21 protein-coding genes and 2 pseudogenes are annotated in these 22,568 nt (G+C 70.5%); 15 read left to right on the top strand and 8 right to left on the bottom strand.

The window, feature by feature from the left end:
• The first annotated feature begins 113 nt into the window (after positions 1 to 113).
• On the top strand, positions 114 to 599 hold the full coding sequence (locus ABD333_RS39000) for a hypothetical protein (protein WP_344547642.1): 486 nt from the start codon (positions 114 to 116) through the stop codon (positions 597 to 599).
• 457 nt (positions 600 to 1,056) lie between these two features.
• Positions 1,057 to 1,470: an SSI family serine proteinase inhibitor gene (locus ABD333_RS38995; RefSeq protein WP_344547641.1), complete on the top strand. Its 414-nt coding sequence runs from the start codon at positions 1,057 to 1,059 to the stop codon at positions 1,468 to 1,470.
• Positions 1,471 to 1,478: 8 nt separating this feature from the next.
• Here ABD333_RS38995 and ABD333_RS38990 read toward each other — a convergent pair whose 3' ends face one another.
• On the bottom strand, positions 1,479 to 2,705 hold the full coding sequence (locus tag ABD333_RS38990; protein ID WP_344547640.1) for an MFS transporter: 1,227 nt from the start codon (positions 2,703 to 2,705) through the stop codon (positions 1,479 to 1,481).
• A gap of 71 nt (positions 2,706 to 2,776) precedes the next feature.
• Here ABD333_RS38990 and ABD333_RS38985 point away from each other — a divergent pair, with 71 nt between their 5' ends.
• Positions 2,777 to 3,712 carry a GlxA family transcriptional regulator gene (locus ABD333_RS38985; RefSeq protein WP_344547639.1) on the top strand — a complete coding sequence of 312 codons (936 nt, stop codon included), beginning with the start codon at positions 2,777 to 2,779 and terminating at the stop codon, positions 3,710 to 3,712.
• A 213-nt stretch (positions 3,713 to 3,925) separates the two neighbouring features.
• Here the strand turns inward: ABD333_RS38985 and ABD333_RS38980 are convergent, their stop codons facing one another.
• Positions 3,926 to 4,534, bottom strand: a complete 609-nt coding sequence (locus ABD333_RS38980) for a CGNR zinc finger domain-containing protein (protein WP_344547638.1) — start codon at positions 4,532 to 4,534, stop codon at positions 3,926 to 3,928.
• A 66-nt stretch (positions 4,535 to 4,600) separates the two neighbouring features.
• Here ABD333_RS38980 and ABD333_RS38975 point away from each other — a divergent pair, with 66 nt between their 5' ends.
• Together ABD333_RS38975 and ABD333_RS38970 are read left to right on the top strand one after the other, a co-directional pair.
• A complete protein-coding gene (locus ABD333_RS38975) occupies positions 4,601 to 4,990 on the top strand; it encodes a RidA family protein (protein ID WP_344547637.1) in 390 nt (129 codons plus the stop codon).
• Between the two features lie 91 nt (positions 4,991 to 5,081).
• Entirely contained in the window at positions 5,082 to 5,681 is a 600-nt protein-coding gene (locus ABD333_RS38970; protein ID WP_344547636.1) for a TetR/AcrR family transcriptional regulator, read from the top strand.
• Positions 5,682 to 5,814: 133 nt separating this feature from the next.
• On the opposite strand, the gene ABD333_RS38965 is transcribed toward ABD333_RS38970, so the two are convergent.
• Positions 5,815 to 6,972, bottom strand: coding sequence for a S1 family peptidase (locus tag ABD333_RS38965; protein WP_344547635.1), 1,158 nt, complete (start codon positions 6,970 to 6,972; stop codon positions 5,815 to 5,817).
• Positions 6,973 to 7,125: 153 nt separating this feature from the next.
• A pseudogene (locus ABD333_RS38960) lies at positions 7,126 to 9,783 on the bottom strand (ATP-binding protein); the annotation flags it as partial.
• 112 nt (positions 9,784 to 9,895) lie between these two features.
• Between ABD333_RS38960 and ABD333_RS38955 the strand changes: the two are divergent.
• On the top strand, positions 9,896 to 10,879 hold the full coding sequence (locus ABD333_RS38955; RefSeq protein ID WP_344547633.1) for a hypothetical protein: 984 nt from the start codon (positions 9,896 to 9,898) through the stop codon (positions 10,877 to 10,879).
• An 80-nt stretch (positions 10,880 to 10,959) separates the two neighbouring features.
• On the opposite strand, the pseudogene ABD333_RS47705 reads toward ABD333_RS38955, so the two are convergent.
• Positions 10,960 to 11,529, bottom strand: a pseudogene (locus tag ABD333_RS47705) (AfsR/SARP family transcriptional regulator); the annotation flags it as partial.
• Between the two features lie 322 nt (positions 11,530 to 11,851).
• Between ABD333_RS47705 and ABD333_RS38945 the strand changes: the two are divergent.
• Entirely contained in the window at positions 11,852 to 12,409 is a 558-nt protein-coding gene (locus tag ABD333_RS38945) for an RNA polymerase sigma factor (RefSeq protein ID WP_344547631.1), read from the top strand.
• Positions 12,402 to 13,580 carry a CU044_5270 family protein gene (locus tag ABD333_RS38940; RefSeq protein ID WP_344547630.1) on the top strand — a complete coding sequence of 393 codons (1,179 nt, stop codon included), beginning with the start codon at positions 12,402 to 12,404 and terminating at the stop codon, positions 13,578 to 13,580. Before ABD333_RS38945 ends, ABD333_RS38940 begins: the two co-directional genes overlap by 8 nt.
• 436 nt (positions 13,581 to 14,016) lie before the next feature.
• Here ABD333_RS38940 and ABD333_RS38935 read toward each other — a convergent pair whose 3' ends face one another.
• Complete coding sequence (locus ABD333_RS38935; RefSeq protein WP_344547629.1) at positions 14,017 to 14,529, bottom strand: winged helix-turn-helix transcriptional regulator; 513 nt, start codon at positions 14,527 to 14,529, stop codon at positions 14,017 to 14,019.
• Between the two features lie 93 nt (positions 14,530 to 14,622).
• Between ABD333_RS38935 and ABD333_RS38930 the strand changes: the two genes are divergently transcribed.
• The 6 genes from ABD333_RS38930 (at position 14,623) to ABD333_RS38905 (ending at position 19,870) form a co-directional block, all read left to right on the top strand.
• On the top strand, positions 14,623 to 15,417 hold the full coding sequence (locus tag ABD333_RS38930; protein ID WP_344547628.1) for a DUF899 domain-containing protein: 795 nt from the start codon (positions 14,623 to 14,625) through the stop codon (positions 15,415 to 15,417).
• 422 nt (positions 15,418 to 15,839) lie between these two features.
• Entirely contained in the window at positions 15,840 to 16,112 is a 273-nt protein-coding gene (locus ABD333_RS38925) for an ANTAR domain-containing protein (protein WP_344547627.1), read from the top strand.
• A 207-nt stretch (positions 16,113 to 16,319) separates the two neighbouring features.
• Positions 16,320 to 16,988, top strand: a complete 669-nt coding sequence (locus tag ABD333_RS38920; RefSeq protein WP_344547626.1) for a GAF and ANTAR domain-containing protein — start codon at positions 16,320 to 16,322, stop codon at positions 16,986 to 16,988.
• 58 nt (positions 16,989 to 17,046) lie between these two features.
• Complete coding sequence (locus ABD333_RS38915; protein ID WP_344547625.1) at positions 17,047 to 17,802, top strand: GAF and ANTAR domain-containing protein; 756 nt, start codon at positions 17,047 to 17,049, stop codon at positions 17,800 to 17,802.
• A gap of 667 nt (positions 17,803 to 18,469) precedes the next feature.
• Positions 18,470 to 18,853 (top strand): STAS domain-containing protein, encoded by a 384-nt coding sequence (locus ABD333_RS38910; RefSeq protein WP_344547624.1) that lies wholly within the window; start codon positions 18,470 to 18,472, stop codon positions 18,851 to 18,853.
• Between the two features lie 114 nt (positions 18,854 to 18,967).
• A complete protein-coding gene (locus ABD333_RS38905; protein WP_344547623.1) occupies positions 18,968 to 19,870 on the top strand; it encodes an NADP-dependent oxidoreductase in 903 nt (300 codons plus the stop codon).
• A gap of 42 nt (positions 19,871 to 19,912) precedes the next feature.
• Here the strand turns inward: ABD333_RS38905 and ABD333_RS38900 are convergent, their stop codons facing one another.
• On the bottom strand, positions 19,913 to 20,398 hold the full coding sequence (locus ABD333_RS38900; RefSeq protein WP_344547622.1) for a DUF488 family protein, N3 subclade: 486 nt from the start codon (positions 20,396 to 20,398) through the stop codon (positions 19,913 to 19,915).
• Positions 20,399 to 20,536: 138 nt separating this feature from the next.
• Between ABD333_RS38900 and ABD333_RS38895 the strand changes: the two genes are divergently transcribed.
• Positions 20,537 to 21,517: a helix-turn-helix transcriptional regulator gene (locus tag ABD333_RS38895; protein WP_344547621.1), complete on the top strand. Its 981-nt coding sequence runs from the start codon at positions 20,537 to 20,539 to the stop codon at positions 21,515 to 21,517.
• A gap of 49 nt (positions 21,518 to 21,566) precedes the next feature.
• Here the strand turns inward: ABD333_RS38895 and ABD333_RS38890 are convergent, their stop codons facing one another.
• Positions 21,567 to 22,157 carry an ATP-binding protein gene (locus tag ABD333_RS38890; RefSeq protein ID WP_344547620.1) on the bottom strand — a complete coding sequence of 197 codons (591 nt, stop codon included), beginning with the start codon at positions 22,155 to 22,157 and terminating at the stop codon, positions 21,567 to 21,569.
• Between the last annotated feature and the right edge of the window lie 411 nt (positions 22,158 to 22,568).

The following is a 22,568-nucleotide window of genomic DNA, read 5'->3' as shown; positions in this document are numbered from 1 at the left end:
GAGCATGCACAAGCGCTGGCCGTGACGCATTGTTCGCGCAGGCCAAGCGCTGTTTCCGCGCGCATGGAATGCCCCGAGCCAGCCGGAAACAATCCTCAATCAAAGGAGCCCAGATGGGCAAGAACGTTCCGCTGATGGCGCTGGCGTCATTGGCTCTGATCCCGGCCCTGAGCGTGCCCGCCCAAGCACAGGCCTCACACCACGCCACTTCCACCACGGCCACTTCCTCGGCAGCCACCGACGTGAAACCCGCCGCCTCGGCGGCCCAGAACGCGGCGATCCAGGGTTGGAAGCCCATCAAGGTCTCCTATAAGGACGGATGGACGGTCGGCAAAGTCCACAACCAGAAGACCCGCCACGCCAGGGTCGAAGGAATCGTCTACGACAAAAACTGCAAGGCCTACGGCGGGAGCCGGGTCAAGATCTCACGCCAACAGCCCGGCAGCGATCCGGTCTGGTGGAGCAAGACCGCCTGCAACAACGGCAGGGGTTTCGGATTGGATATCGGCCTAGGCGACTGGGTCGGAGGGCTCAAGGTCCAGGTCTGCTCCACCCGCCCGAAGAAGTGCGGCCCCGTCCAGTTCTTCAAGCACCGCTAGCAACTCGGGCACGTCGGTAGCGAACACGTCACCAAGCCCCACGGCCGGGGCAGGGCCCAATCGGCACTGCCCCGGCCTGCCCCACCCCGGCTCCGGACTCGTCCCACGGATCAGGGGCCCGAAGACGAGTAGAGGCACGAGGCCTGTTCAAACGTTGGCCCACCGCTCGTGGGCAGACTGCCGGGTCATCCCCGCGGCCGCGCCGACCTCATCGGGCTGTGTCTACGTTCGGGCGTGAGTGTTGACGGGGCGCCTCTCGCGCTAGCGTCACACGGATGGCAATCGCACGCGGGACCGGACGACCAGGCTCGTGTCCGGTGGGTTTGACGACACTCGAACCTCAGCGGTGACTGGCCGTTACTCAGAGTGTATTCATGATCACATGTTGCCGTGTGGAGATCCGTCGCGGATCGGGCTTCACTGCGCTCTTGACGGTCGTGAACTGGAGGATTCTGTGATGCGTTCGTTCCCGCCGGCCCGTGCCTGTGCCATCGCTGTGGCCGCTGCCTGCGGCGTGCTCGCGACCGGCGTCAGCGCCGCGGCCTCCCCGGTGCCCAGAGGCTCCTTGACGTTGACCGTCTACACCGTCGGTTCCGGGGGCGGATGGAAGGCCGAGATCGCCACGCTGAGCTGCCCGGCGGGCACGAGTTCCAGTCACCCCGACGCCACTGAGGCCTGCGCCGACCTGACGAATGTCCGGGGGGATCTGGGAGACATTCAGGAAGCCCCGCAGAAGTGCCCGTCCGCCTACAAGGCGGTCAAGGGCAGGGCTGTCGGTGTGTGGGCCGGTCAGCCCGTTGCTTGGGAACGGATTTTCGCCAACCGCTGTGAGCTGAACGGGACGACCGGTGGTGCGGTCTTCAACTTTTGAGCCAACACCTATGGCTGGTGCAGGTTTCTGATGGGGCGGGTGGCCAGCAAGGCGACACAGACCGCGACGCAGGCGGCTGCCGAGACGAACAGCAGGCTTCGCGGGTCGACGGCGTCGGAGACCGGGCCGACCAGGGCCTGCCCGACCGCGGCTCCGGAGACCGACCCGGCGATCTCATAGGCGGTCACGCGGTTCAGCACGTCCTCGGCGACCTGCGCCTGGACGCTGGTCGACCACATCACCGACCAGAACGCCAAGGCGCAGCCGCCCAGCAGGTGCCCGGCGACCAGCAGCGGCAGTGACAGCTCCAGCGCCACCGAGAGCGGGACGAACGTGAAGCCGGCGACGGCGATGCCGCCCGCCGCCAGCGGCCGTGGCGGTCTCAGCTTGATCGCGATCAGCCCGCCGACGACCGTGCCGGTGCCGAGCCCGGCCATCGCCCAGCCGTAGGCGGCCTCGCCCAGCCGTTCGCCGATCAGGCGCGAGCCCAGCGGGATGTACGGGCCGAAGACCAGCAGCCCGAAGAACACCCAGATCACGATCACCGACCACATCCAGGTGCGGGAACGGAACTCCGTCCAGCCGCGCCGCAGGTCGAGCAGGATCGTGGAGGACCGCTTCGGGCCGCCGGCGGGACGTGCCCTGATCAGCGCGAGGCACAGCCCGCTGAAGGCGAAGGCCGCGGCGTTCAGCGAATAGACCACGCCCGCGCTGGAGAACGCCATGATCAGACCGGCCAGCGCGGGCCCGGCGAGCTGCGACCCCGCGTCGGCGATTTTGAGGGTGGCGTTGGCCCGCTGCCGGTCGCGTGCGATCAGCGGGATCATCCCGTTCACTCCCGGCTGGAACATCCCGGCCGCGGTGCCCGCGAGGGACGAGCAGACGAGCAGCAGCCAGAGCGGCGGCGTCCCGGTCAGGAAGGCCACCGCGACGACGCTCTGGGTCACCACCCGGACGATGTCGGCCGCGACCATCACGGTCCGGGCCCCGATCCGGTCGGCGAAGACCCCGCCGAAGACAACGAAGCCGACGGCCGCCAGCGTCCACACCGCCAGGACGTAGCCGACGCCCGAAACCCCGTAGGTCTTCCCCACGGCCAGCGCGGCGGCGACCTGCATCATCGCGTCGCCGAGCAGCGAGACCGAACGCGCCCCGAAGTAGAGGGTGAAGTCCCTGGTCCACAGCCTGGTCGGGGCCTGCAGGTCCGCGCGGTCGAGTACCGCGGTCGTTTCCATGCCGACCATGCTGGACAAGATCACTACGGTCGACAGGCGTCCGGAATGACATCAATAGGTATATTCCTGCCATGAGGCATCGCGTGGTCGCCCTGGTCGGGTCCTCGCTGGAGCTCTACCCCGTGACCTGCGCGTCCGCCGTGTTCGGCTGGCACGGCGAGGAGATCCCCCAGCACTACGACTTCCGCATGTGCGCCGAACGGCCGGGGCCGGTCCGCACCACACTCGGGGCCGACGTGCTGGTCGAACAGGGGCTGGAGGCCCTCGCGGAGGCCGACACGGTGCTCATCGCGGGCTGGTGCACCCGGCCCGACTCTCCGGCGGTGCTCGACGCCGTACGGGACGCCCACGCGCGGGGTGCCCGGATCGTCGCGATCTGCGAAGGGGTCTGGATCCCGGCCGCGCTCGGCCTGCTGGACGGCCGGCGCTCGGCCTCGCACTGGGACCTGGTGGACGAGCTCTCGGCGGCCTTTCCGCGGGCCAGATTCGACTCCAAGGTCCTCTACGTGGACCACGGCGACGTGGCCACCGGCGGCGCCTCGGCCACGGCCCTGGACCTCTGCCTCAACCTGGTCCGCAGCGATCACGGCGCGGCGCTGGCGGCCCGGATCGGCCGCCAGTTCGCGACCCCGCCGCTGCGCGAGGGCGGCCAGCGCCAGTTTCCCGAGCTGCCGACCAGCGGGCCCGTTCCCGACTCGCTGGCGCCGCTCCTGGAATGGATCACCGCCCGGCTGGACCAGCCGCTGACGGTCGAGGACATCGCGGCCCGTTCCGGAGTCTCACCGCGCACGCTCAGCCGGCACTTCACCCGGCAACTCGGCGTCTCCCCAGGTCGCTGGCTGCTCGAACGCCGTATCGCGACAACCCGCGCGCTCCTGGAGGAAACCGACCTCCCGGTCGAGACCATCGCCCAGCGGGTCGGGCTCTCCTCGGCGGTCAACCTGCGCCGCCGCTTCTACAGCGCCCTGCGCACCACCCCCGCCGCCTACCGGCGATCCTTCCGCTGACGCCCGCCGCCTACCGGCGATCCTGCCGCTGACGCCCGCTGCCTACCGGCGATCCTTCCGCTGACGCCTGGCGCCTACCGGCGATCCTTCCGCTGACGCCCGCCGCCTACCGGCGATCCTTCCGCTGACGCCTGGCGCCTACCGGCGATCCTTCCGCTGACGCCTGGCGCCTATCGGCGATCCTTTCCCTGACGCCATCAGTCGCGGTGGTCGTCACGAGCCGGTGCCGGTGGCTCGCCGAGCGCGATGGGCACGGAGCTTGTGGCGGTTGCCGCAGCGTTCCATCGCGCACCAGCGTCGGGCGCCGGGCCGGGAGGTGTCGACGAACACCAGCGGGCAGTTGTCGCTGGCGCATTCGCGGATGCGTCCGGACAGCGGCCCGGTCAGCAGGTCGATCATCTCGCGCGCCAGTGCCGACAGTGCCTGCGTGGCCCGCACGGGCGGCGCCCATGCCGCGGTGGTGGCGTCGGCGGCCAGTTCGGGGATGAACGGCGTCGCGGCCGCGGCCCGGTTGATGGTGGCCACAGCTTCGGCGGGAACGGGACGTTGCGCGGCCCGGGCGTGCGCGGCGTCCCAGATCGCCTGGCGCAAGGCCTTGGCCGCGGTGAGGTCGCGGGCCGTCGCGGGGACGGTCAACGTCGCGTCCAGCGGCGGCTGGGCCAGCCATTCGGCGAGGTCGGCGGGCTCGTGGAGGGACTCGAACACCGCGTAGTCGCCCTCGCCGCCAGTGTGGGCGAAATCGAGGCAGACCGCGCCGGCGTCGAAGCGGAACGACCCACCTTTGGGGTCGTGCAGTACCCGTCCAGTTGTACCAACTCGCATGGAACCACTATAACTGGTTTCATGACGACACCGTTAAAACTGGTGTCCCTATCGAAGGAGACAGACATGGGCGTACGGCACCTCAATCCCGAGGGGCTGCACCGCAGCCCGGCCTTCAGCCAGGCCGTCGTGGTCGAGCAGCCGGCCAAGACCATCTACATCGGTGGACAGAACGGCGTTGACGCCGAAGGCACGCTCGTCGGCCCCACGGTCGGGGAGCAGGCCGCCCAGGCGTTCCGCAACCTTCAGACCATCCTGCGGAGCGAGGGCGCGAGCCTGGCCGACATCGTGCACTGGAGGATCGCCGTGGTCGACGGCCACTCCTTCGACGAGGGCGTGGCCGCGTTCCAGCAGGTGTGGAACCGCGCCGACCCGCCACCGGCCATCACCGTCCACGTCGTCGCCGGCCTGGGCCCGGGGTTCCTGGTCGAGATCGACGCCGTCGCCGTCGTCTGACGTCCCGGAAGATCCAGCCGCCCGGCTCCCGGCCTCCGCGTTCGATGACGCGCGGGGACGTGGGGTGGGCGGCTGGGCTTACGCTGCACGCATGTCCAACGGCAGGGCGCCGGATCGTTCCCGGCGTAGTGAACGGTCGCGGCAGGCGATCCTTGAGGCCACCCGCGCGCTGATCTCCGAGGTGGGGTACCGGAAGGTCTCGATCGAGGCCATCGCCACCCGTGCCGGCGTCGGCAAGCAGACGATCTACCGGTGGTGGCCGTCCAAGGGGGCCGTGATCTTCGATGCGTTCCTGGCGTTGAGCGACGCCGGGGGAGAGGGCGGCCTGGCGCTGCCGGACACCGGAGACCTTGAGGCCGACCTCAAGCTGGTCATGCGGGCGACGGTCGCCGAGTTCGCCGATCCGGCGTTCGAGAAGCCGATCCGGGCGCTCAACGCCGAGATCGTCAACGATCCCGACCTCGCCGCCCAGTACCGCGAGCAGCTCGCCCGTCCCGTGGACGACGCCAAGCGGGCGCGACTGCGCAGCGCGCAGCGGGCAGGTCAGCTGGCTGCGGACGCCGACCTGGACCTGGTGCTCGAAGTGCTCTACGCCCCGCTCTTCCAGCGGTGGCTGCACCGTACGGGGCCGCTCAACGCCGAGTACGCCGACTCTCTCGTCGACATCACGCTCAAGGCGTTCCGCCCCTGAGTTGGCGGCAGTTTCTGCAGGCACGGCCCCGGGCGCGGGCCGGCGACACGGCGGCCTCGGGCCACGGCGCGGGCCGAGGTTCGTCAGGGTGCGGGTCGGCTGACCTGCTCGAACCTCGGCCCCGTGAACGTGATCAGGGGCAGGGATGCGGCTCGTTCACCGCACAGTCCCACATCTCCAGGCCGTGCTTCTCCATGACCGGGGCGACCGGCTGGTAGTACGTGGTGCCGCCGCTGGAGCAATTGCCCGAGCCGCCGGACGTGAGTCCGAGCCCCATGCCGTCGGAGTACAGCGGGCCGCCGCTGTCGCCGGGCTCGGCGCAGGCATTGGTCTGGATCAGGCCGTGGACGGTCGCCTGGTCGTAGTTCGCCGTCACGTTGAGCGCCGTGACCCGGCCGCTGCGCACGCCGGTGGTGCTGCCGCTGCGCTCGACCGACTGGCCGACGTAGGCCAGGTCATATCCCTCGATTTTCTCCATGCTGCCGGCGACCGTGCCGAAAACGTGAATTCCGTCGGCCTCGTAGCCGACCATTCCGTAGTCGCCTGCGGGGCCGAACGTACTCGCCTTGGTGTTCCCGAGGAAACTGCTGGTGTTTTTGTCTGCGAACCACGGCAGGCCGCTTTGCGTGCAGTGCCCGGCGGTCAGGAAGTAGTGCGGGCCGTCCTTTCCGGCTTGACCGACGGGGAACGCGTTGAAGCCGAGCGAGCACCGAGTCAACGCGGTGTAGATGGCCGTACCGTCCAACATGATGGGGTTGGCGAGCGTGCTCAGTTTCCCGTTGGCGGATACCACTCTGGCCGCCCCGCCGAGCTTGCCGGCAGCTGCCTTGACCTTGGCGAGCTTGGCTCCCTTGACGGTCTCGTCCACTGAGATCACCACCTGGTTGGTGGCCGGGTCGACTCCCCAGGCGGTGCCGGAGATCCGGGCGGAACGTTCGAGGCTCGCGGTCGCCTTCTCCAGATCGGTGCGGCTGCGAGTGACCGTGCGCGGGGTCGCGCCTGCCGCACGTACGCTCTGAGCGGCGGAGCCGTCGGTGACGGTCACGACGAGCTTGCCCGTCCCCTTGTCGAGATATGAGCCGGCGGTGCGTGCGCCCAGGCGCTTTTCCAGGGCGGCGGCGAGCTTGGCCCGTTCGTCTCGATCGCTGGTGGCGGCGGCTCCTGCCTGCGCGGTCAGCGCCGGCGGCGCCGCTTGCGCCGCCTCCGCGCCCTGCGCACTCGGCGGGACAGCCGAGAATGCGGCGGCCAGGCCGGCGGCCGTAATTGCGGCAATGGTCATGCTGCGTCTCATCGAGAACCTCCCTCATCGAGGGCCGGTGCTTTTGTGCTCGGCCCGTCGATGCGTTCACTGGAAATGGCCTTGTCCACGCGTGTGCAGCGACTGTGGCATTCGGGCCTGAAACGGCGCTGATACGCCGCTGAAGCGCGCAGCGCAGGGTGAACTTCAGGGCAGCGTTCTGCGGTGTTCCTGAACGAATTTGACGGTCAGGTAGAGCGCCTCTGCGATTTCGCGGTCGGACAGCCCCGCGTCCGCAAGGTCGGCGATCCGCGCCTCGGTGGGAGACAGGGCGGTCCTGCTCGGCGTGACCGGAAGGACGTCCAAACCGTTCACCTGCCTCAGTGCGGCCATCACGTTCCACCGGAGAGGGCGGGCGCCGCAGAACGCGGCGAGTTCCAGCGCTGTGAGCAGGTGAACGCGGGCATCGTCGAGATGGCCGTCCTGTCGCAGCGCTTCGCCCAGCAGAAAGCGGGACGAGGCGTGTTCGAGGCCCGCCTCGGTGCCTTCCAGCAGCCGGACGGATTCGGTGAGCATGTCGAGTCTGTCCTTGCCGTTGGCGGTGGCGGCCACCCTCAGGGCCCGGCCGATCGCACGCGGGGTCCCCCAGGCGGTCGCGGCGGACAGCAGCTCCGCCGCCACGGCCCGAGCCTCGTCGTGCTGCCCCAGCCGCGTGAGGCAGTGTGCGAGCGGCGTCCGCCAATCGAAGATCTCCGGGTTGGTGACGCCCAGCGCCCGGCATTGATCCCTGGTCGACCGGGCCATCGCCAGCGCACGGCGGACGTGGCCTTGCGCGAGGAGGAGCCGGGTCTCGCCGGTGGCGTAGATGTGCCGGTTGAGATCGGGGCCGTGCGCGTTCTTGACCTGGTCGAGGATCGACTGCGCCTCGCCGAGGGCGCCGCGTACCACCAGGGCGGTGACGAGCCAGTCGGCGGTGAACACCTGCCCGAGGTCAAGGCCGCTGTTCTTGGACGCCTCCCAGGAGAGCCGGCCGTCGCGGACCGCCTCGTCCAGATGGCCGCGGGTCAGCATGACCATCGACCGGTAGGCGAGCGCGGGGCACATCCCGCGCATCGAGCCGGTCCTGCGGCTCTGTTCGAGCATCGCCTCGATGGACGGGAGGAGCTGCGGAACGTCGCACGGCCCCAGCGCGTACCACGCACAGGTCAGCAGGGGAGGGGCGAGCGGCTGCCCGGCCAGGCGGTCATCAGCGAGCACTCGCAGGCCACGTCGCTCTGCCGATTCCCGCCGGTTCCTCATCGCGTCGTGCAGGGAGAGGCTGGCTTCGAGCATGAGGCCGCCGGGAGAGGAGTCAGGGGCCTGTGCGCCGAATCCGTCGAGCAGCGCGACGAGGTCGGTGCCGTCCGGTGTCCCGTAGGACGCCATGCCGATACAGGACTGCAGCGCCTGGCGTGCGCTGGCCGACAGCCGGCGCTCCCGGCCGAGCGCGACCTGGCAGACGCGTGCCGCCTGCCGAGGGCGGCACGTCATCCAGGTGGTGGCGGCGAGCACAAAGGTGATCTCCGCCCGCCGTTCGGGATCGGGCTCCAACGCCAGCGCCTGGGACAGGCGTTCGATGGCCTGGGGCATGTCCACGAGGGCCTCGGTCATGCCGAGGCGGGACAGGACGGCGAGCCGTTGATCGCCGAGATCCTCGTCGAGGATCCTGCGCAGGAACGCGACCGCGCTGTCGACCGACCCGCGGGCGAGGCTGAGATCGGCCGCCTGGTTGAGGACGGCGACGGGGTCGACGTCGCCCGTGCCGGGCGGAACCCGCAGCAGATGGGTGGCCGCTCTGATCGGGTCATGGTCGTCGAACGCCGCGCGGCAGGCACGCAGATGGAGGTCGATCAGCGCGCCGGCCTCGATCCCGTCATACACGGCCGAACGGATCAGGGGATGGGCGAACGACAGGCGCGCCGGCACCCCGTCCGCGAGAACGAGTTCGCTGGTGACCAAGGAGGCGACACCGGCCAGTGCCTGCCGCGCGGGCATCCCGGCGACCCGCGCCAGGGTGTGCCCGTCGCATTGGTCACCGAGCACGGCCAGGGCGTGTGCCACGTCGCGGGCCTGCTCGGGCAGGTGAGCGAGCTGACCGGCGACGAAGCGGGCGATGTTGGGTGAGCCCTGCAGCAGACCGGCGTCGGGTCGCGAGGTCAGTTGCCGGCCGAGTTCGCGCACCAGGAACGGGTTGCCGCGTGTCGCCTCATGGCAGCGCAGAACGAGGTCCTGGGTGGGGGCATCGATGAGGCCCGCGAGCAGTTCCGCGCAACCGGAGGCGGTGAGCGGAGCCAACGTGGTGCTGACGGCCAGGGGCAGCCGGGTGATCATCGAGACGATGTGGTCGATCCGGCCGGACCCGGGCCGCAGCGCGACCATGAGCACGGCCGGGAGAGCGTCCATGCGCGCGGCCAGGTAGGCCAGGAACCGGGCCGAGGCGGTGTCGGCCCACTGCAGGTCGTCCATGACGATCAGCAGCGGATTCTGCGACGCCAGATCGCTGGCCAGCCAGAACAGCGAGTTGATGATCGAATACTCGCCCAGCGGCACGGCGGGGTCGTCGCCGGCGAACGGCAGGACCGCGGCGGTGGAGCTCTTGGTAAAGGGCTCGAACAGCTGCCGGGCGCACCCCCAGGCGTAGTCGACCTCCAGCTCGGTGCCGCGAGCCGTGGCGACCGTCAACCCCAGCGTCTCAGCCCGCGCACGGGCATAGGCGAGCAAGGTCGTCTTCCCGATCCCAGCCGGCCCCTCCACGACCACGATGCCACCCTCCCGCCCAACCACGGCACGCTCAATAACCTGATCAACAAGCTCGGTCTCCCTAGCCCGCTCAACCAACCCCACCGAAGAACCCACACGAACCGCCGCAGTCGTCCCCCCTCCCACCGCCGCAGTCACCGCGCCTCCCACCGCCGGGGTCACCGCCCCGCTCACCGCCGTGGGCGTCGCTGTGGGCGTCGCCCCGCCCACCGTGGTGGTCGTAGCCGCGGCCGCCGCCCCGCTCACTGCCCTGGTCGTCACAGGGCTCACCGCCTCGCTCGCCGCCTCGCTCGCCGCCTCGCTCGCCGCCTCGCTCGCCGCCTCGTCCACCACCCCGCCCACCGCCGTGGTCGTCGCGGTGGTCACCACCTCGCTCACCGACGGAGTCGCCGCCGGGGTCATCGCTCCGCTCACCGTCGGGGCCGCCGCCGGGGTCGCCGTTCCGCCCACCGCTGCGGTCGTCACCGTGGTCACCGCCCCGCTCGCCGTTCCGCCCACCGCCGCAGTCACCGCCGTGGGCGTCGCGGTGGGCGTCGCCCCGCCCACCGCCGCGGTCGTCGGCGCGGCCGTCGCCCCGCTCACTGCTGTGGTCGTCGCAGGGCTCACCGCCTCGCTCGCCGCTGCGGTCGCCGCCCCGCCCACCGCTGCGGTCGTCACCGTGGTCACCGCCCCGCTCGCCGTTCCGCCCACCGCCGCAGTCACCGCCGCGGGCGTCGCGGTGGGCGTCGCCCCGCCCACCGCCGCGGTCGTAGCCGCGGCCGCCGCCCCGCTCACTGCCCTGGTCGTCACAGGGCTCACCGCCTCGCTCGCCGCTGCGGTCGCCGCCCCGCTCGCCACTGCAGTCGGAGCCGAGGTCACCGCCTCGTCCACTACCCCGCCCACCACCGCGGTCGTCGCGGTGGTCACCGCCTCGTTCACCGCCGTGGTCGCGGCCGGGGTCATCGCTCCGCTCGCCGCCGGGGTCGCCGTTCCGCTCACCGCCGCGGTCGTCACCGTGGTCACCGCCCCGCTCGCCGTTCCGCCCACCGCCGCAGTCACCGCCTCGCTCACCGCCGCGGTCGTGGCCCCGGTCGCCGCCGGGGTCGCCGCTCCGGGCGGCGCTGCGGTCGTCGCCTCGTTGACCGCCGTAGTCGTCGCTGTGGGCGTCGTCGGCGCTACGTGATCGAGGGTTGGGTCCTGGCGCAGGATTGCTGTTTGGAGATCGCGCAGGGCGGCGCTCGGGTCGATGCCCAGTTCGTCGCGGAGTCGGCGTCGCAGCCGGTGCAGGGTCGACAGGGCGTCGGCTTGGCGGCCCGAACGGTACAACGCGACGACCAGCAGCCTGTGCAGGTCCTCATCGAAGGGATGCCGCCGGACGAGGCACTCCAGCTCAGACACCAGCTCCGTATGCTGGCCCAGTGCCAGCCTCGCCTCCGCGAGCGCCTGCTCGGCACCGTGACGGAGCTGTTCCAGGCGGGCAGCCTGGTCTTGGAACCATGACAGGCCGCAAACGTCCGCCAGTGGCCGCCCGCGCCACATCCGCAAGGCCGCTGTCAGCCGGTGTACACGGTCCCTGGGATCCGGCGCGCTTCTGCCTTGGGCGATGAGCGCTTCCGCGTCTCCGACATCGGTCGCACTCGTACCCAGGTCAAGCACATATCCCGGTGCCCTGGCCACGATCGCACCAGGCACACCCAGCAGGCGCCGCAAGCCGGACATGTGGCTTTGCAGGGTGTTCGCCGCCGTCGCAGGTGGCTCGCCGTCCCAGACGGCGTCGACCAGCCCGTCGACGCCGACCACCTCGCCCGCCCGCAGAGCCAGGACGGTCAACACCGCCTTGCGCCGAAGTCCCGGAACGTGCCGAACGTCGCCGTCCACGGTGAAATCCACCGGACCAAGCAGCCGCACCTGAACCGACACCCGAAGCCCCCGTCAAAGCACTGGAAGGCCACGTTGTCTGAGCCGACGCGACGGCCAACACTCATTGCAGCGGGGCAAAACGAGACTAACCGCCCTATGCGGATTCCCTCTCGTTCCCGGCCTCAGGCGGTCACAACGGACGGCGGCGGCGGTCTGTGGCGAAAATACGGGAAAGTGAACGCCGGTTGCGGTTGATACCCAGGTGACCGCCACCCGCGCCATGGAAAGGCACCACATGACAGGGGATCCCCCGCCCCGCTCGGCCGAACGTTTCGACGAGGTCTTCGACGCCTACTTCGCCGAGATCCGCCGGTACGCGGCCAAGCGGCTCGGCCCGGATGCCGCCGCCGACGTCGCGGCGCAGACGTTCCTGGAGGCGTTCCGGCAACGCCGGCGCTACGACCCGGAACGTGCGAGCGTGCGCACCTGGCTGTACGGCATCGCGACCAAGGTCGTCGGCAGGCACCAGCGGGCCGAGACGCGCGCGCTGCGGGCCGCGGCCCGCCTCGGCCCGGGCCGCCACACCGAGGAGCAGACCGACCGGGTCGACTCGCGGGTCAGCGCACAGGGTCTGAGAGGCGAACTCGCCGGGGCCATCGCGGCACTGCCGCGCGGGCAACGCGACGTTCTGCTGCTCGTGGCACTGGCCGACCTCAGCCACGACGAGGTAGCGGCGGCGCTGGGGATCTCCTACGGCACGGTCGGCTCGCGCCTGAACCGTGCCCGAACCAAGCTGCGCAAGGCGCTGGGCGGGACCAATCCGATGCTCACTTTGGAGGAACAGCATGGATGAGGTGCGGATGGTCCGCGACAGCTACCCCGAGCCCGCCCCACCGAGCGCCGAAGAGATCGCCCAGGTGAAGGCGATGCTGAACGCGCCGCCGCGCCGTTCTCTGCCGCGCCTGCGGTGGGGACTGGGCGGCGGCCTGGTCGCGGTAGGCGCGGCGGCGACGGTCGCGATCACGCTCACCGGGGGGAACGGCCCTTCGCGCGTCCCGCTGCCCGGCCAGATCGATCTGGACGCCAGGGGAGCGGTTCTCGCGGCGGCCCAGAAGGCCGAGCAGCAGCCGACCGGCAAGTACTGGAGCGTCGACACGGTCGCGGGCCAGTCCTACGTGATCCGTGCCAAGACCGGCACCTACGCGATCACCGGTGCGGCCGACGAGACGTTCAGCTGGCACGGCGCCAAGGTCGGCATGGGGGAGGCGTACTACGGGCGTGACCTCCCGGCCCACCCGCTGACCAGGGAGGACGTGGCGCTGTGGCGCAAGGCCGGGTCGCCGTCGACCTTCCGTGTGCCGGGTGACGGCCGTACCAACACCTACACGACCAGGGTGGCGAAGTGGCGGTCGAGCGGGCCGGAGGTCGGTGCGAACCCGCGCGGCGGCGGGGACTTCCTGGGCAAGTCGGCCGAGGAACTGCAGAACCTCCCCACCGACCCGGCCAAGCTCGCCGAGCTGTTCCTCAACCAGAACGAGATGAGCAAGGCGACCGGCCTTTCGGCGAAACGTGCCTTGGCTAAGGACGTGCAAGCCTCCGCCAAGCTCTTCAGGATCTCGGGTCTTCTGCGCACTCCGCTCCCGCCGAAGGTCCGGGCGGGCCTGATGCGGGCGCTGGCCGCGCAGCCGGGCATCCACGCGATCGGCCGTGCCACCGATCCGCTGGGGCGCACCGGCGTCGCGCTGGCCTCCGGGGAACGCGTCGTCACGGTCACCGGCGAGTTCGGCACTCCGAAGATCGAGCAGGGGACGTACCGTTCCCGCGAAGTGATCATCTTCGATGAGCGCACCGGCGCGCTCCTGTCCCGGCAGGACACGCTGACCAAGCCCGGTGGCCGGTACGCGGAGATGAAGCCGGGCTTCGTCATCGAGTACCAGGCCAACCGCTCGGCAGGCTGGACCGACACCAAGCCGAAGCCCCCGACCGAACTCCCGTTCGGCCGAATCCTCGGTCCCGGCTGGTAATACGCACAGCCTGTACAGCGAGGGCCCGGTGTCCGAGACACCGGGCCCTCGCCGTCGATGACTCCGGCGCCACGTCCGGCCCAGAACGGCACGCCCCGACGCCGATCAGCGCCGAACGCGCAATCAGGCACCGGCAGCACGGTCAGGCACCGCGTGCGCGGCAGACGCCGAACGCGCGGTCAGGTGTTGGCAGCGCGGTCGAGTGCGGCCTGCACGGTCTGATGCCCGCTGCGCGGCAGGCGCCAGCCACGCGGTCACCGCCGGCAGCGCGGTCACCGCCGGCAGCGCGGTCAGGCGCGGCCTGCGCGGCAGGCGCCAGCCACGCGGTCACCGGCGGCAGCGCGGTGAGGCGCGGCCTGCACGGCAGGTGCTAGCGACGCGGTCAGCGCGGGGCGCACGGTCAGACGCCAGCCTCGTGGTCAGACGTCGGCGCGCGTCAGGTGTTGGCGGTGCGGGCGAGTGCGGTTGTGTTGGCGGCGTGCATCTGGGCTGCGACCGTGGGGCCGTCCGGAGCCGTCCTTCGGCGGGCTTGGGGTCCGAGGTGGGTCTCGCGGAGCTCGTCCATGAAGGCTTCCCAGAGTGGCGGGCCGCCTTGGGCGAGCACTTCCGCGCGTACGACGTACTCCTCGGTCGCCGGCAGGTGCCGTACTCCCCAGGCACTCAGCTGGGCGAAGATCGGCACCAGTTCGATCGCCTGCTCGGTCAGGCTGTAGACGACCTTCTGCTTGTGCGAGGGGTCGTCGGCCTTGGTGAGCAGGCCGTGGTCGACGAGCACGGCGAGCCGGTCGGCGAGGATGTTGGACGAGATCCGTTCGGGCCCGGCGAGCAGCTCACGGAAGTGCCGGGCACCAGTGAAGATCACGTCACGGAGGACCAGCAGGGTCCAGCGGTCGCCGAAGATCTCCAGCGACAGATTGATCGGGCAGCCCGACCGCATGTCCTTCCGCACTGCACTCCTTTCGAGACCAGTTGCAGTTTAGCACCAGTCGTCTAGGGTAGGCCTCCCCACCGGTTGCGAAACAAGAGCGATCAAGGAGTACAGATGGCGCCCGAGAACCTGCCCGACGTGGTGTCACGCGAGGAGTGGCTGACCGCGCGCAAACGACTGCTGGCCAAGGAGAAGGAGCTCACCCAAGCCCGTGACCGGGTGAACGCCGACCGCCGCCGGCTGCCGATGGTCCGGATCGACAAGCCGTACACGTTCGAGGGCCCGGACGGGACGGTCGGCCTGCTCGACCTCTTCGAAGGCCGGCGGCAGCTGGTGGTGCACCACTTCATGTGGCTGTTCGACATCGACGCCGACGGCACCGAGCATCCCCGCGACGACACCTGCTCAAGCTGCTCCTCCGCCGCCGACGGGATCGGCAAGCTGAGGCAGCTGCACGTCCGCGACACCACGCTCGCCGCCGTGTCCCGCGGGCCGTACGACAAGATCGCCGCGGCCCGTGAACGCATGGGGTGGACGTTCCCCTGGTACTCCTCCGCCGGCAGCGACTTCAACTACGACTTCCACACCACCCTGGACGAGCGCGTGGCCCCCGTACTGCTCAACTACCGCGACGAGGCGGCACTGGCCGAGGCCGGGACACCCTGGTCGGAGGACATGCGCGGTGACTGGCCCGGCATCAGCGCGTTCCTGCGCGTAGGCGACGAGGTCTACCACACCTACTCCACCTTCGGCCGGGGCATCGAAAGCTTCCACAACGGCAACCCCTACCTCGATCTCACCGCTCTGGGCCGCCAGGAGGCCTGGGAGGAGCCGAAGGGACGCGCCGTCCCGCTCGGCATGCATGTCGGCGGCCCCGCGATGCGCCTCCTCGACAAGTACGAGGCGTAAGCACCGGCGTCACGTCGGTCATCGGCGGCGTACCGACGGTAGCGACGCCCGCCATTGCGTTCGGCCATCCAACCCGTTCGCGAACCGCTCCGCCCTAGACCCACCGCATAGCGAACCGACGCTCTGGCCCCAGGGCAGTGGCCTAATCACCTCTCATGCGCGCCGCCTACCCAGCGCCACGCGCGGACACCAGCCCGCATTCCCGCAGCCATACGTAAGAGCGCGATGCGTCCCGAACGTTGCGAAGCGTGACGCCTGACCGCCGTCCCGCGCAGGGTGAGTCTGCGGTGGGCCGGAACGGTGGGTTCGATTGTTTTGCGGCGAGTGCTCCCCAGGTCAGGGCGGCGATGGCGAATATAGGAGTGAAGTGGTCCGCCGTTGGCCGCGTACGAGGGAGGAGCAAGCGGGATATGAAAGGGCCGGTGGACGAGTTCGATATCGCCGGGGATGACGGCTTGCCGGATGTGGTGCATCAGGCGGCAGGGATGGTGTCGGTGCAACTGGGGGTCAAGGTCGCTGACGCCTATGCGCGGCTGCTCGGGTACGCGCAGCAGTGCGGGCGGCCGGTGGAGGACGTCGCCGACGACGTCGTGGAACGGCAACTTCACCTGGACGGGCCGATGCCAGAGCCCGAACGGACCGACGCGCCCGGCGGCGCGGCCAATGATGGCGATGACGCGGTCCCCGCTCGTTAAGGCGGGGCACGCCGCGTACACCAGCGTTGTTCAGCGGCCGAAGGCCGCTCTGGTACTGGGCAACCCCGCCGGCAGGGCAAGGTCACTTGCCGGTGCTGGTGCGTGCGGGGTCGGGCAGGGAGCGGGGCGTACGGTGGGTGGTGGGCTTCTTTGAAATGGGCGGGCGGTCATGCGGTGGTCGGCGAGGGTAAGGCCAGGATCTGGGGCTTGATCGCCGAGAGCGCGCGGTCGCGGGGCGGCCCGATGTCGGTGCGGGACGTGTGCACGGTGTGCGTACGGGTGCTGGCTGCCGACGGGGCCGGAGTGTCGTTGCTGAACGGTGACCGGCTGGAGCCGGTGCAGGCTGAGGGCGCGCTGAGCCGTCCCCTGCTGGAGGCGGAATTGACGACCGGAGACGGACCATGCGTGGAGGCGGTGGCGACGGGACTGCCGGTAGCGGCCACTGACCTCGGTGATGCGCGGTGCAGGCGGCGATGGCCGTTCTTCACCGCCACCGCGTACGCAGGTGACATCGCGGCCGCGTTCGCCTTTCCGCTGATATCCCGCATGGCCCCGATCGGAGTGCTGGCGGCCTGCCGCAGCCGGCCGGGAACGTTGAGCGCAGCCGCGCACCGCGACGCTCTGATCCTGGCCGACACCGCGGTGACACTGCTTCTCACAGGCCAGGCCGACGCGGTACCGGACGACTGGCTGGCGCTGGGGGCGGAGATCCATCAGGCGGCCGGGATGGTGTCAGTGCAACTCGACTGCACCGTGGAACAAGCCCTGGCGAGGCTGCGCGGCCACGCGTTCGCTCACGAACTGCCGGTGACGCAGGTCGCCAAGCAGGTGGTAGAGCGCATCCTGCGGTTCACGCCTGACACGTCCCGTCCCTGAAGTGGCGGCCTTGTGCAGGCCTTTTGGGCGCCGCTGGATGCAGGCATAGGCTGTGGAAATGGGCAGCACACGTGTGCAAGTGCCGGACCAGCGGGTGACGGCGGCCTTTGTCGCGCTGGCGGACACGCTGGTGACCGGCTTCGATCTCATCGAGTTCCTGCAGCAGACCTCCGAGCGCTGCGTCGAGCTGCTGGGGGTGGACGCCGCCGGGCTGCTGGTGACCGACCAGCGTGGCTCGCTGCGGATGATGGCCTCCTCCAGCGAGCAGTCCCGGCTGCTGGAACTGTTCGAGCTGCAGAACGACCAGGGCCCCTGCCCGGAGGCCTTCGCCACGGGCCAAGCCGTCCACGCGGCCGACCTGACCGCCCCCCTTGCCCGCCAGCGGTGGCCGCTGTTCACCGAACAAGCCGCCCGGTGCGGATTCGCCGCCGTCAGCGCACTGCCGATGCGGCTGCGTGACCAGGTGATCGGCGCGTTGAACCTCTTCCGCACCGACACCGGCGAACTACACCCCGCGACCGTGCGCCTAGGGCAGGCGATGGCCGACGTCGCCACCATAGGCCTGCTGCAAGAACGCACGATCCGGCACGGACAGATCCTCACCGAGCAACTCCAGACAGCTCTGACCAGCCGGATACTCATCGAACAGGCCAAGGGAGTCTTGGCCGAACGCCACAGCTGGAACATGGACAAGGCGTTCACCGCCCTACGCGACCACGCCCGCAGCCACAACCAGCCCCTAACCGACCTCGCCCGCGCCGTAGTAACCCGCTCCCCAGAAGCCGGCCCCCTAGGCGAACCCCCCGCCCCCTAACCAGCCCGCCCCAACCCGCGCCCCCACGCCGCGCCGTCGCAGCCCGACCCGCCGCGCGTCCACACGCACCTCCGCCCGCCCGCCCCGCACCGTTGCGCTGGCCGCGCGTCCGTGCGCACCGCCCCGCGCAGCCCCCGTGCACACCCGCTCGCGCCGCACCGTCGAACTCGCCGCGCGTCCGTACGCCCTCGTTCGCCCCGCGCGCTCCGGCTCGCCGCGCGTTTGTGCGCGCGCTCGCGTCCGCGCTGCGTTCTTGCGCTCGCGCCTTCCGCCCCGCCATCTTCACGCCGCTCGGCCTGTCACCGCGACCTTGCGCACCGCCATGAGCGTGCTTTCCCATGCCCCGGGCATGTCCGGCGATGTTGGGGAGGGCAGACGCCGGTTGTACGGGACGGGCATGCCGGAAGCTTTCGTTTCGGCCTCTTCGGCCAGCATTCCCGGTAGATTGCTCTTTGCGTACAAACGAACACAGTAAGTGGAGACCTGTGGTACGTGCCACCGCAGGTCAGGATCTTTCGTGACGTCCAGACCCTGCGCCACGCCGATTCGTTAAGTCGGCAGCCAATGGCGCCTTGAACCACGCGTCTTCTGACAGGCTCGGGGGGCAGATGCGCCTGTGGCCGCCGGTGAGACCATCTCCGGCCACCAGCCCAGGGACTGATGCCTCATGGACGCTCTGCGTCTGACGACCCGCTACCACGGCGGCAGCGCCATCATCGTCATCACCGGGTCACTGGACATCTGCGGCACTCACCCGCTCCAAGACCGCTTGCGCGAGGTCCTCAGGCAGCTGTCCGACGGCGATCCCGCAGCGCGGCTGGTGCTCGACACCAGCGGCATCACGTTCATCGACGCCGCCGGACTCGGTGCCCTGATCTCCGTGCAGAACGAGGCCCGCCGCCACCCCATCCCGCTGCTGCTCACGGCACCGTCTCCCGCACTGCACCGCGTCCTGGAGCTCACCAAGCTAGGTGATCACTTCACCACCCTGCCCACCCCGGACGCCGACCTGGCCACCGCGCATCCGGTGAGGCAACTGCCCCAGGCGTGAGCATGGGCGAGGCTGCCCCGGCGCGTCATGCCCGGTGGGCGGCCAGAGAAGATGGAGGGGGATCAGTCGGCCTGTGCCACGCAAGTGCGGTTCTGTGAGAGATCGGGGCGAAGAATGAAGGCGGTGCGTTTCAGCCGGTTCGGGGGGCCGGAGGTCCTTGAGATCGTGGATGTTCCTGATCCGCATCCGGGAGCGGGGCAGGTGCGGGTCGCGGTGCGCGCGGCGGCGGTCAACCCCAGCGACTGGAAGAAGCGCGAGGGGCTTATGAACGGGCGGCTCCCGCAGACCATGGGTCACGAGGCGGCGGGTGTGGTCGATGAGGTCGGCGAGGGCGTCACGGGCGTGGCCGTCGGCGATCGCGTGTTCGGTCTCAGCGCCGAGGGGGCGGCACAGGCCGAGCTGGCGGTGCTGGCCTACTATGCGCCGATCCCGCCGTCGCTCGACTTCCCCGGCGCCGCCGCGCTGCCGGCCGCCATCGAGACGGCCACGCGCGCGCTCGACCAGCTCGGCGTCGTGGACGGCAGCACGCTGCTGGTCAACGGCGCCTCCGGAAGCGTCGGCAGCGCCGCGGTTCAGCTGGCCGTGGTACGTGGCGCGCGCGTGATCGGCACCGCCAGTCCGGCGAAGCACGACTACCTTCGCTCACTGGCAGCCGAGCCCGTCGTTTATGGCGAGGGCCTGGTCGAACGGGTTCGGGTGCTCGCGCCCGACGGTGTCGACCTCGCACTCGACGTCGCCGGGAGCGGGGTGCTGGCCGAGCTGATCGAGCTCGCCGGCGGCGCCGAGCACGTCATCACGGTCGCCGACTTCGGCGGAGCCCGAGAGCATGGGGTGAGGTTCAGCAGCGGCGACGCCGGCCGCGCCGTCCACGTGCTCGGCCAGATCGGCGAGCTGATCGAGTCCGGACGCTTCTTGCCTCCGGTCACGCAGACCTTCCCGCTCGCCGAGGTCGCCGAGGCGCACCGGGCGGGCGAGCGAGGCCACGTGCGCGGGAAGCTCGTGCTGCTGATCGGCTGAGTCGCCGGCGCTCCGCGGCCACCCCGCGTAATTCGTGTGGGCTTAGGACGGGCGAAGGTCAGTGACCGGGAGGTTGTGCTCGGCCCGCAGACGTTCGGCTACGAGTGAGCGGTGGCACGCTTCCGGATCGCGCTCGACGCAGAGGAGCGCGGTCGTCGAGTCGTCCGGGAGCTCCGCCACCAACGCGCCGAGGTCGAACGGGTCGAGGATCTCGTGGGTGTAGCGCCCGGCATACTCGGCCGCGAGCGAGATGCGGTTGCGCTTGCCCACGCCTAGCCGGTCGTCCTCGCGGTATTGAAGCTGACGCAGGTCGGTCGTCGGAGCCAGATCCTTCACGTGTCGGTAGGCGACGTCCGCCGCGATGAGCGCGCGCTGGAGTCGCGCCGAGTTCGCCCAGGAGTAGTCGGGGCCCCGAACGCCGCGCCGCTGGCGGAGGTCGAGCAGCAGCCCCACGCCCTCGCCGGTGAGCTTCTCGACGAACGCTTCGGCCGTGAAGCCGTAGACGCCGATCGTCGCGATGCGCCTCAAAGGTGGGGGACCTACTGTTTCGCTATCCACCGGCAGATCACCTCCATGACGTCGCAGAGCCTGGCGTTCACCCTCGCTGCCGCTAGCCTCCCGGATATACACGACATCCTGTGTCGTGTATTCCCGTAGAGTTTTCGTATGCGCGCCGACCGGTTGGTATCGCTGGTGCTGCTGCTGCGGCAGCACGGCCGGCTGTCCGCGGCCGCGCTGGCCCGCGAGCTGGAGGTGTCCACCCGCACCGTTCTGCGCGACATCGAGGCGCTGTCGGCGGCCGGCGTCCCGGTCTACGCCGAACGCGGCCGGCACGGCGGTTTCGCGCTGTTGCCCGGTTTCCGGACCGAGCTCACCGGACTGAACCACGACGAGGCGCTCGCCCTGCTGATCGCCGGATCGCGGCGCGGCGCGCAGGCGTTCGGTCTCGGCTCGGCGCTCGCCTCGGCCATGCTCAAGGTGGTCGACGCGCTGCCCGAAAGCTATCGGGACACCGCGGCCGACGCGGCCCGGCGGTTGCTCATCGACCCGGAGACCGACCTGCTCTCGCGCCGGCTGGTCACCGAGGAGGTGCCCGACACCGTGGTGGCCGAGGTGCGGCGCGCGGTGTTCGCCGGGCACAAGCTGCGCATCCACTACGCGGCCAAGGACCAGGCCCCGAAGTGGCGAACGGTGGACCCCATCGGCCTGGTCACCGTACGCGAGCAGGGCTACCTGCTGGCCACCAGGTCTGGCGCTGACCGTACCTACCGGCTGTCGCGGATCCTGGCCGCCGAGGAACTCGCCGAACCCGCACAACGACCGGACCGGGTCGATCTGGACCGGGCCTGGCAGGAACGCAGCACGCGGTTCCGCACCGGCGGCGACCAGGTCACCGTGCTGGTACGAATGCACCCGGCGCGGCGGGAGGAGCTGGTGGGCACCGCGCTCGCCGTCCACGCCGAAGAAACCGACGCGGACGGCCGGCTGCGGATGGAGGTGACCTTCCAGGACCCGAGACATGCCGAATGGGCGCTGTGGCAGCTCGCCACGAGCGCGGAAGCCCTGGCCCCGCAGTGGTTGCGCGCCGCCCTGCGCGACCGCGCCGCCGCGATCGCCGCCCGCTACGAGGGTGAGCCTGAGAGCTGACGGGCCAAAGATCTTGACGATGCCGCCCGCGCGGCGCGGCGCCGCGAAGTCAACCCCCCGGAGTGGTCGCCGGGCCGGGCGGCCGCACTGAACAGGTGAACCACACGGTCTTGCCGGTGGCGGTCCGATACCAGCCGCTGCTGGTCGACAGCCGCGCCAGCAGCACCAGCCCGCGTCCGCCTTCGTCCTCAGATCCCTTCCGCGCCGGGACCGGCCCGGCCGCGTTGTGGTCGCTGACCGCGGCCGTCACCCGATCGTCATGGACGACCAGACGCACCGCCACCGGGCCCGCGCCGCCGTAGCGCACGGCATTGGTGACCAGCTCGGTCAGCAACACCAGGCACACTTCACACTCACCGTCCAGCCCGCACCCGGCCAGCGCCGTACGAGCCAGCGCACGCACCCGCGCCGGCCCCCTCACCGTCGGCGGCACCCGCCACCGCCAACGCCGCCGGACTTTGGTGGTGGCCAGCACGTCGCGGCGCGCACGTTCGAGTACCGCGCCCCGCACATAGTCGGGCACGCTCATCCCCGCCAGCGCCGCCGCCCGTTCCAGCACCGCGCGAGCCGCAGCGCTCGCGGCGACGCTCTGTCGTGACGACTCGGTCGTGGCGGCGAAGGAAGACTGTGCCGAACGCATTGGTGGCCTCGCCTCCGGTCGGGAGCGCAGGCGTCCACCAGGGACCGGGGCGATCACCCACTGCGGCCTCGCACCGCCACCCGAGTGGTCGACGCCAACAAGGCCGCCTCACCCGAGAGTACGCCCGGACCGCACCAAAAGCCCGCCACGACGAAACCACGTCTGCAGCGAGCCGCGAGCCGTTCTGGTCCACGGAGACGCCCGCAAGGACCCGTTGCGCCGGCCCCTCGACCACGGGGGAGTCGAGGGGCCAGCCATCCGGTGCGAGCACACGTGCGCGCCACCACCGCGATGAACAAACTCCTCCATCGCAGCCCCGGGCGGCTCCGCGACACAAGTCCACCGCCAGGCGGTCTTGGCGACGTCATAGAACTGTCTCGATGTCGTGACACGAACGCGAGGGCCGCGAGC

Source organism: Actinomadura fulvescens (genome assembly GCF_039533225.1).
In the GTDB taxonomy this organism is placed as follows: domain Bacteria; phylum Actinomycetota; class Actinomycetes; order Streptosporangiales; family Streptosporangiaceae; genus Spirillospora; species Spirillospora fulvescens.
The sequence above is the reverse complement of the archived record's forward strand: the minus strand, read 5'-3'. Positions and strand labels throughout refer to the sequence as shown.

What these genes read in the sequence shown, in the direction of transcription:
- ABD333_RS38965 (WP_344547635.1), bottom strand. Translation starts at nt 6,972, where the DNA reads ATGAGACGCAGCATGACCATTGCCGCAATTACGGCCGCCGGCCTGGCC.
- ABD333_RS38975 (WP_344547637.1), top strand. Translation starts at nt 4,601, where the DNA reads ATGGGCGTACGGCACCTCAATCCCGAGGGGCTGCACCGCAGCCCGGCC.
- ABD333_RS38895 (WP_344547621.1), top strand. Translation starts at nt 20,537, where the DNA reads ATGCGCGCCGACCGGTTGGTATCGCTGGTGCTGCTGCTGCGGCAGCAC.
- ABD333_RS38930 (WP_344547628.1), top strand. Translation starts at nt 14,623, where the DNA reads ATGGCGCCCGAGAACCTGCCCGACGTGGTGTCACGCGAGGAGTGGCTG.
- ABD333_RS38995 (WP_344547641.1), top strand. Translation starts at nt 1,057, where the DNA reads ATGCGTTCGTTCCCGCCGGCCCGTGCCTGTGCCATCGCTGTGGCCGCT.
- ABD333_RS38945 (WP_344547631.1), top strand. Translation starts at nt 11,852, where the DNA reads ATGACAGGGGATCCCCCGCCCCGCTCGGCCGAACGTTTCGACGAGGTC.
- ABD333_RS39000 (WP_344547642.1), top strand. Translation starts at nt 114, where the DNA reads ATGGGCAAGAACGTTCCGCTGATGGCGCTGGCGTCATTGGCTCTGATC.
- ABD333_RS38970 (WP_344547636.1), top strand. Translation starts at nt 5,082, where the DNA reads ATGTCCAACGGCAGGGCGCCGGATCGTTCCCGGCGTAGTGAACGGTCG.
- ABD333_RS38905 (WP_344547623.1), top strand. Translation starts at nt 18,968, where the DNA reads ATGAAGGCGGTGCGTTTCAGCCGGTTCGGGGGGCCGGAGGTCCTTGAG.
- ABD333_RS38980 (WP_344547638.1), bottom strand. Translation starts at nt 4,534, where the DNA reads ATGCGAGTTGGTACAACTGGACGGGTACTGCACGACCCCAAAGGTGGG.
- ABD333_RS38990 (WP_344547640.1), bottom strand. Translation starts at nt 2,705, where the DNA reads ATGGAAACGACCGCGGTACTCGACCGCGCGGACCTGCAGGCCCCGACC.
- ABD333_RS38910 (WP_344547624.1), top strand. Translation starts at nt 18,470, where the DNA reads ATGGACGCTCTGCGTCTGACGACCCGCTACCACGGCGGCAGCGCCATC.
- ABD333_RS38985 (WP_344547639.1), top strand. Translation starts at nt 2,777, where the DNA reads ATGAGGCATCGCGTGGTCGCCCTGGTCGGGTCCTCGCTGGAGCTCTAC.
- ABD333_RS38890 (WP_344547620.1), bottom strand. Translation starts at nt 22,157, where the DNA reads ATGCGTTCGGCACAGTCTTCCTTCGCCGCCACGACCGAGTCGTCACGA.
- ABD333_RS38915 (WP_344547625.1), top strand. Translation starts at nt 17,047, where the DNA reads ATGGGCAGCACACGTGTGCAAGTGCCGGACCAGCGGGTGACGGCGGCC.
- ABD333_RS38940 (WP_344547630.1), top strand. Translation starts at nt 12,402, where the DNA reads ATGGATGAGGTGCGGATGGTCCGCGACAGCTACCCCGAGCCCGCCCCA.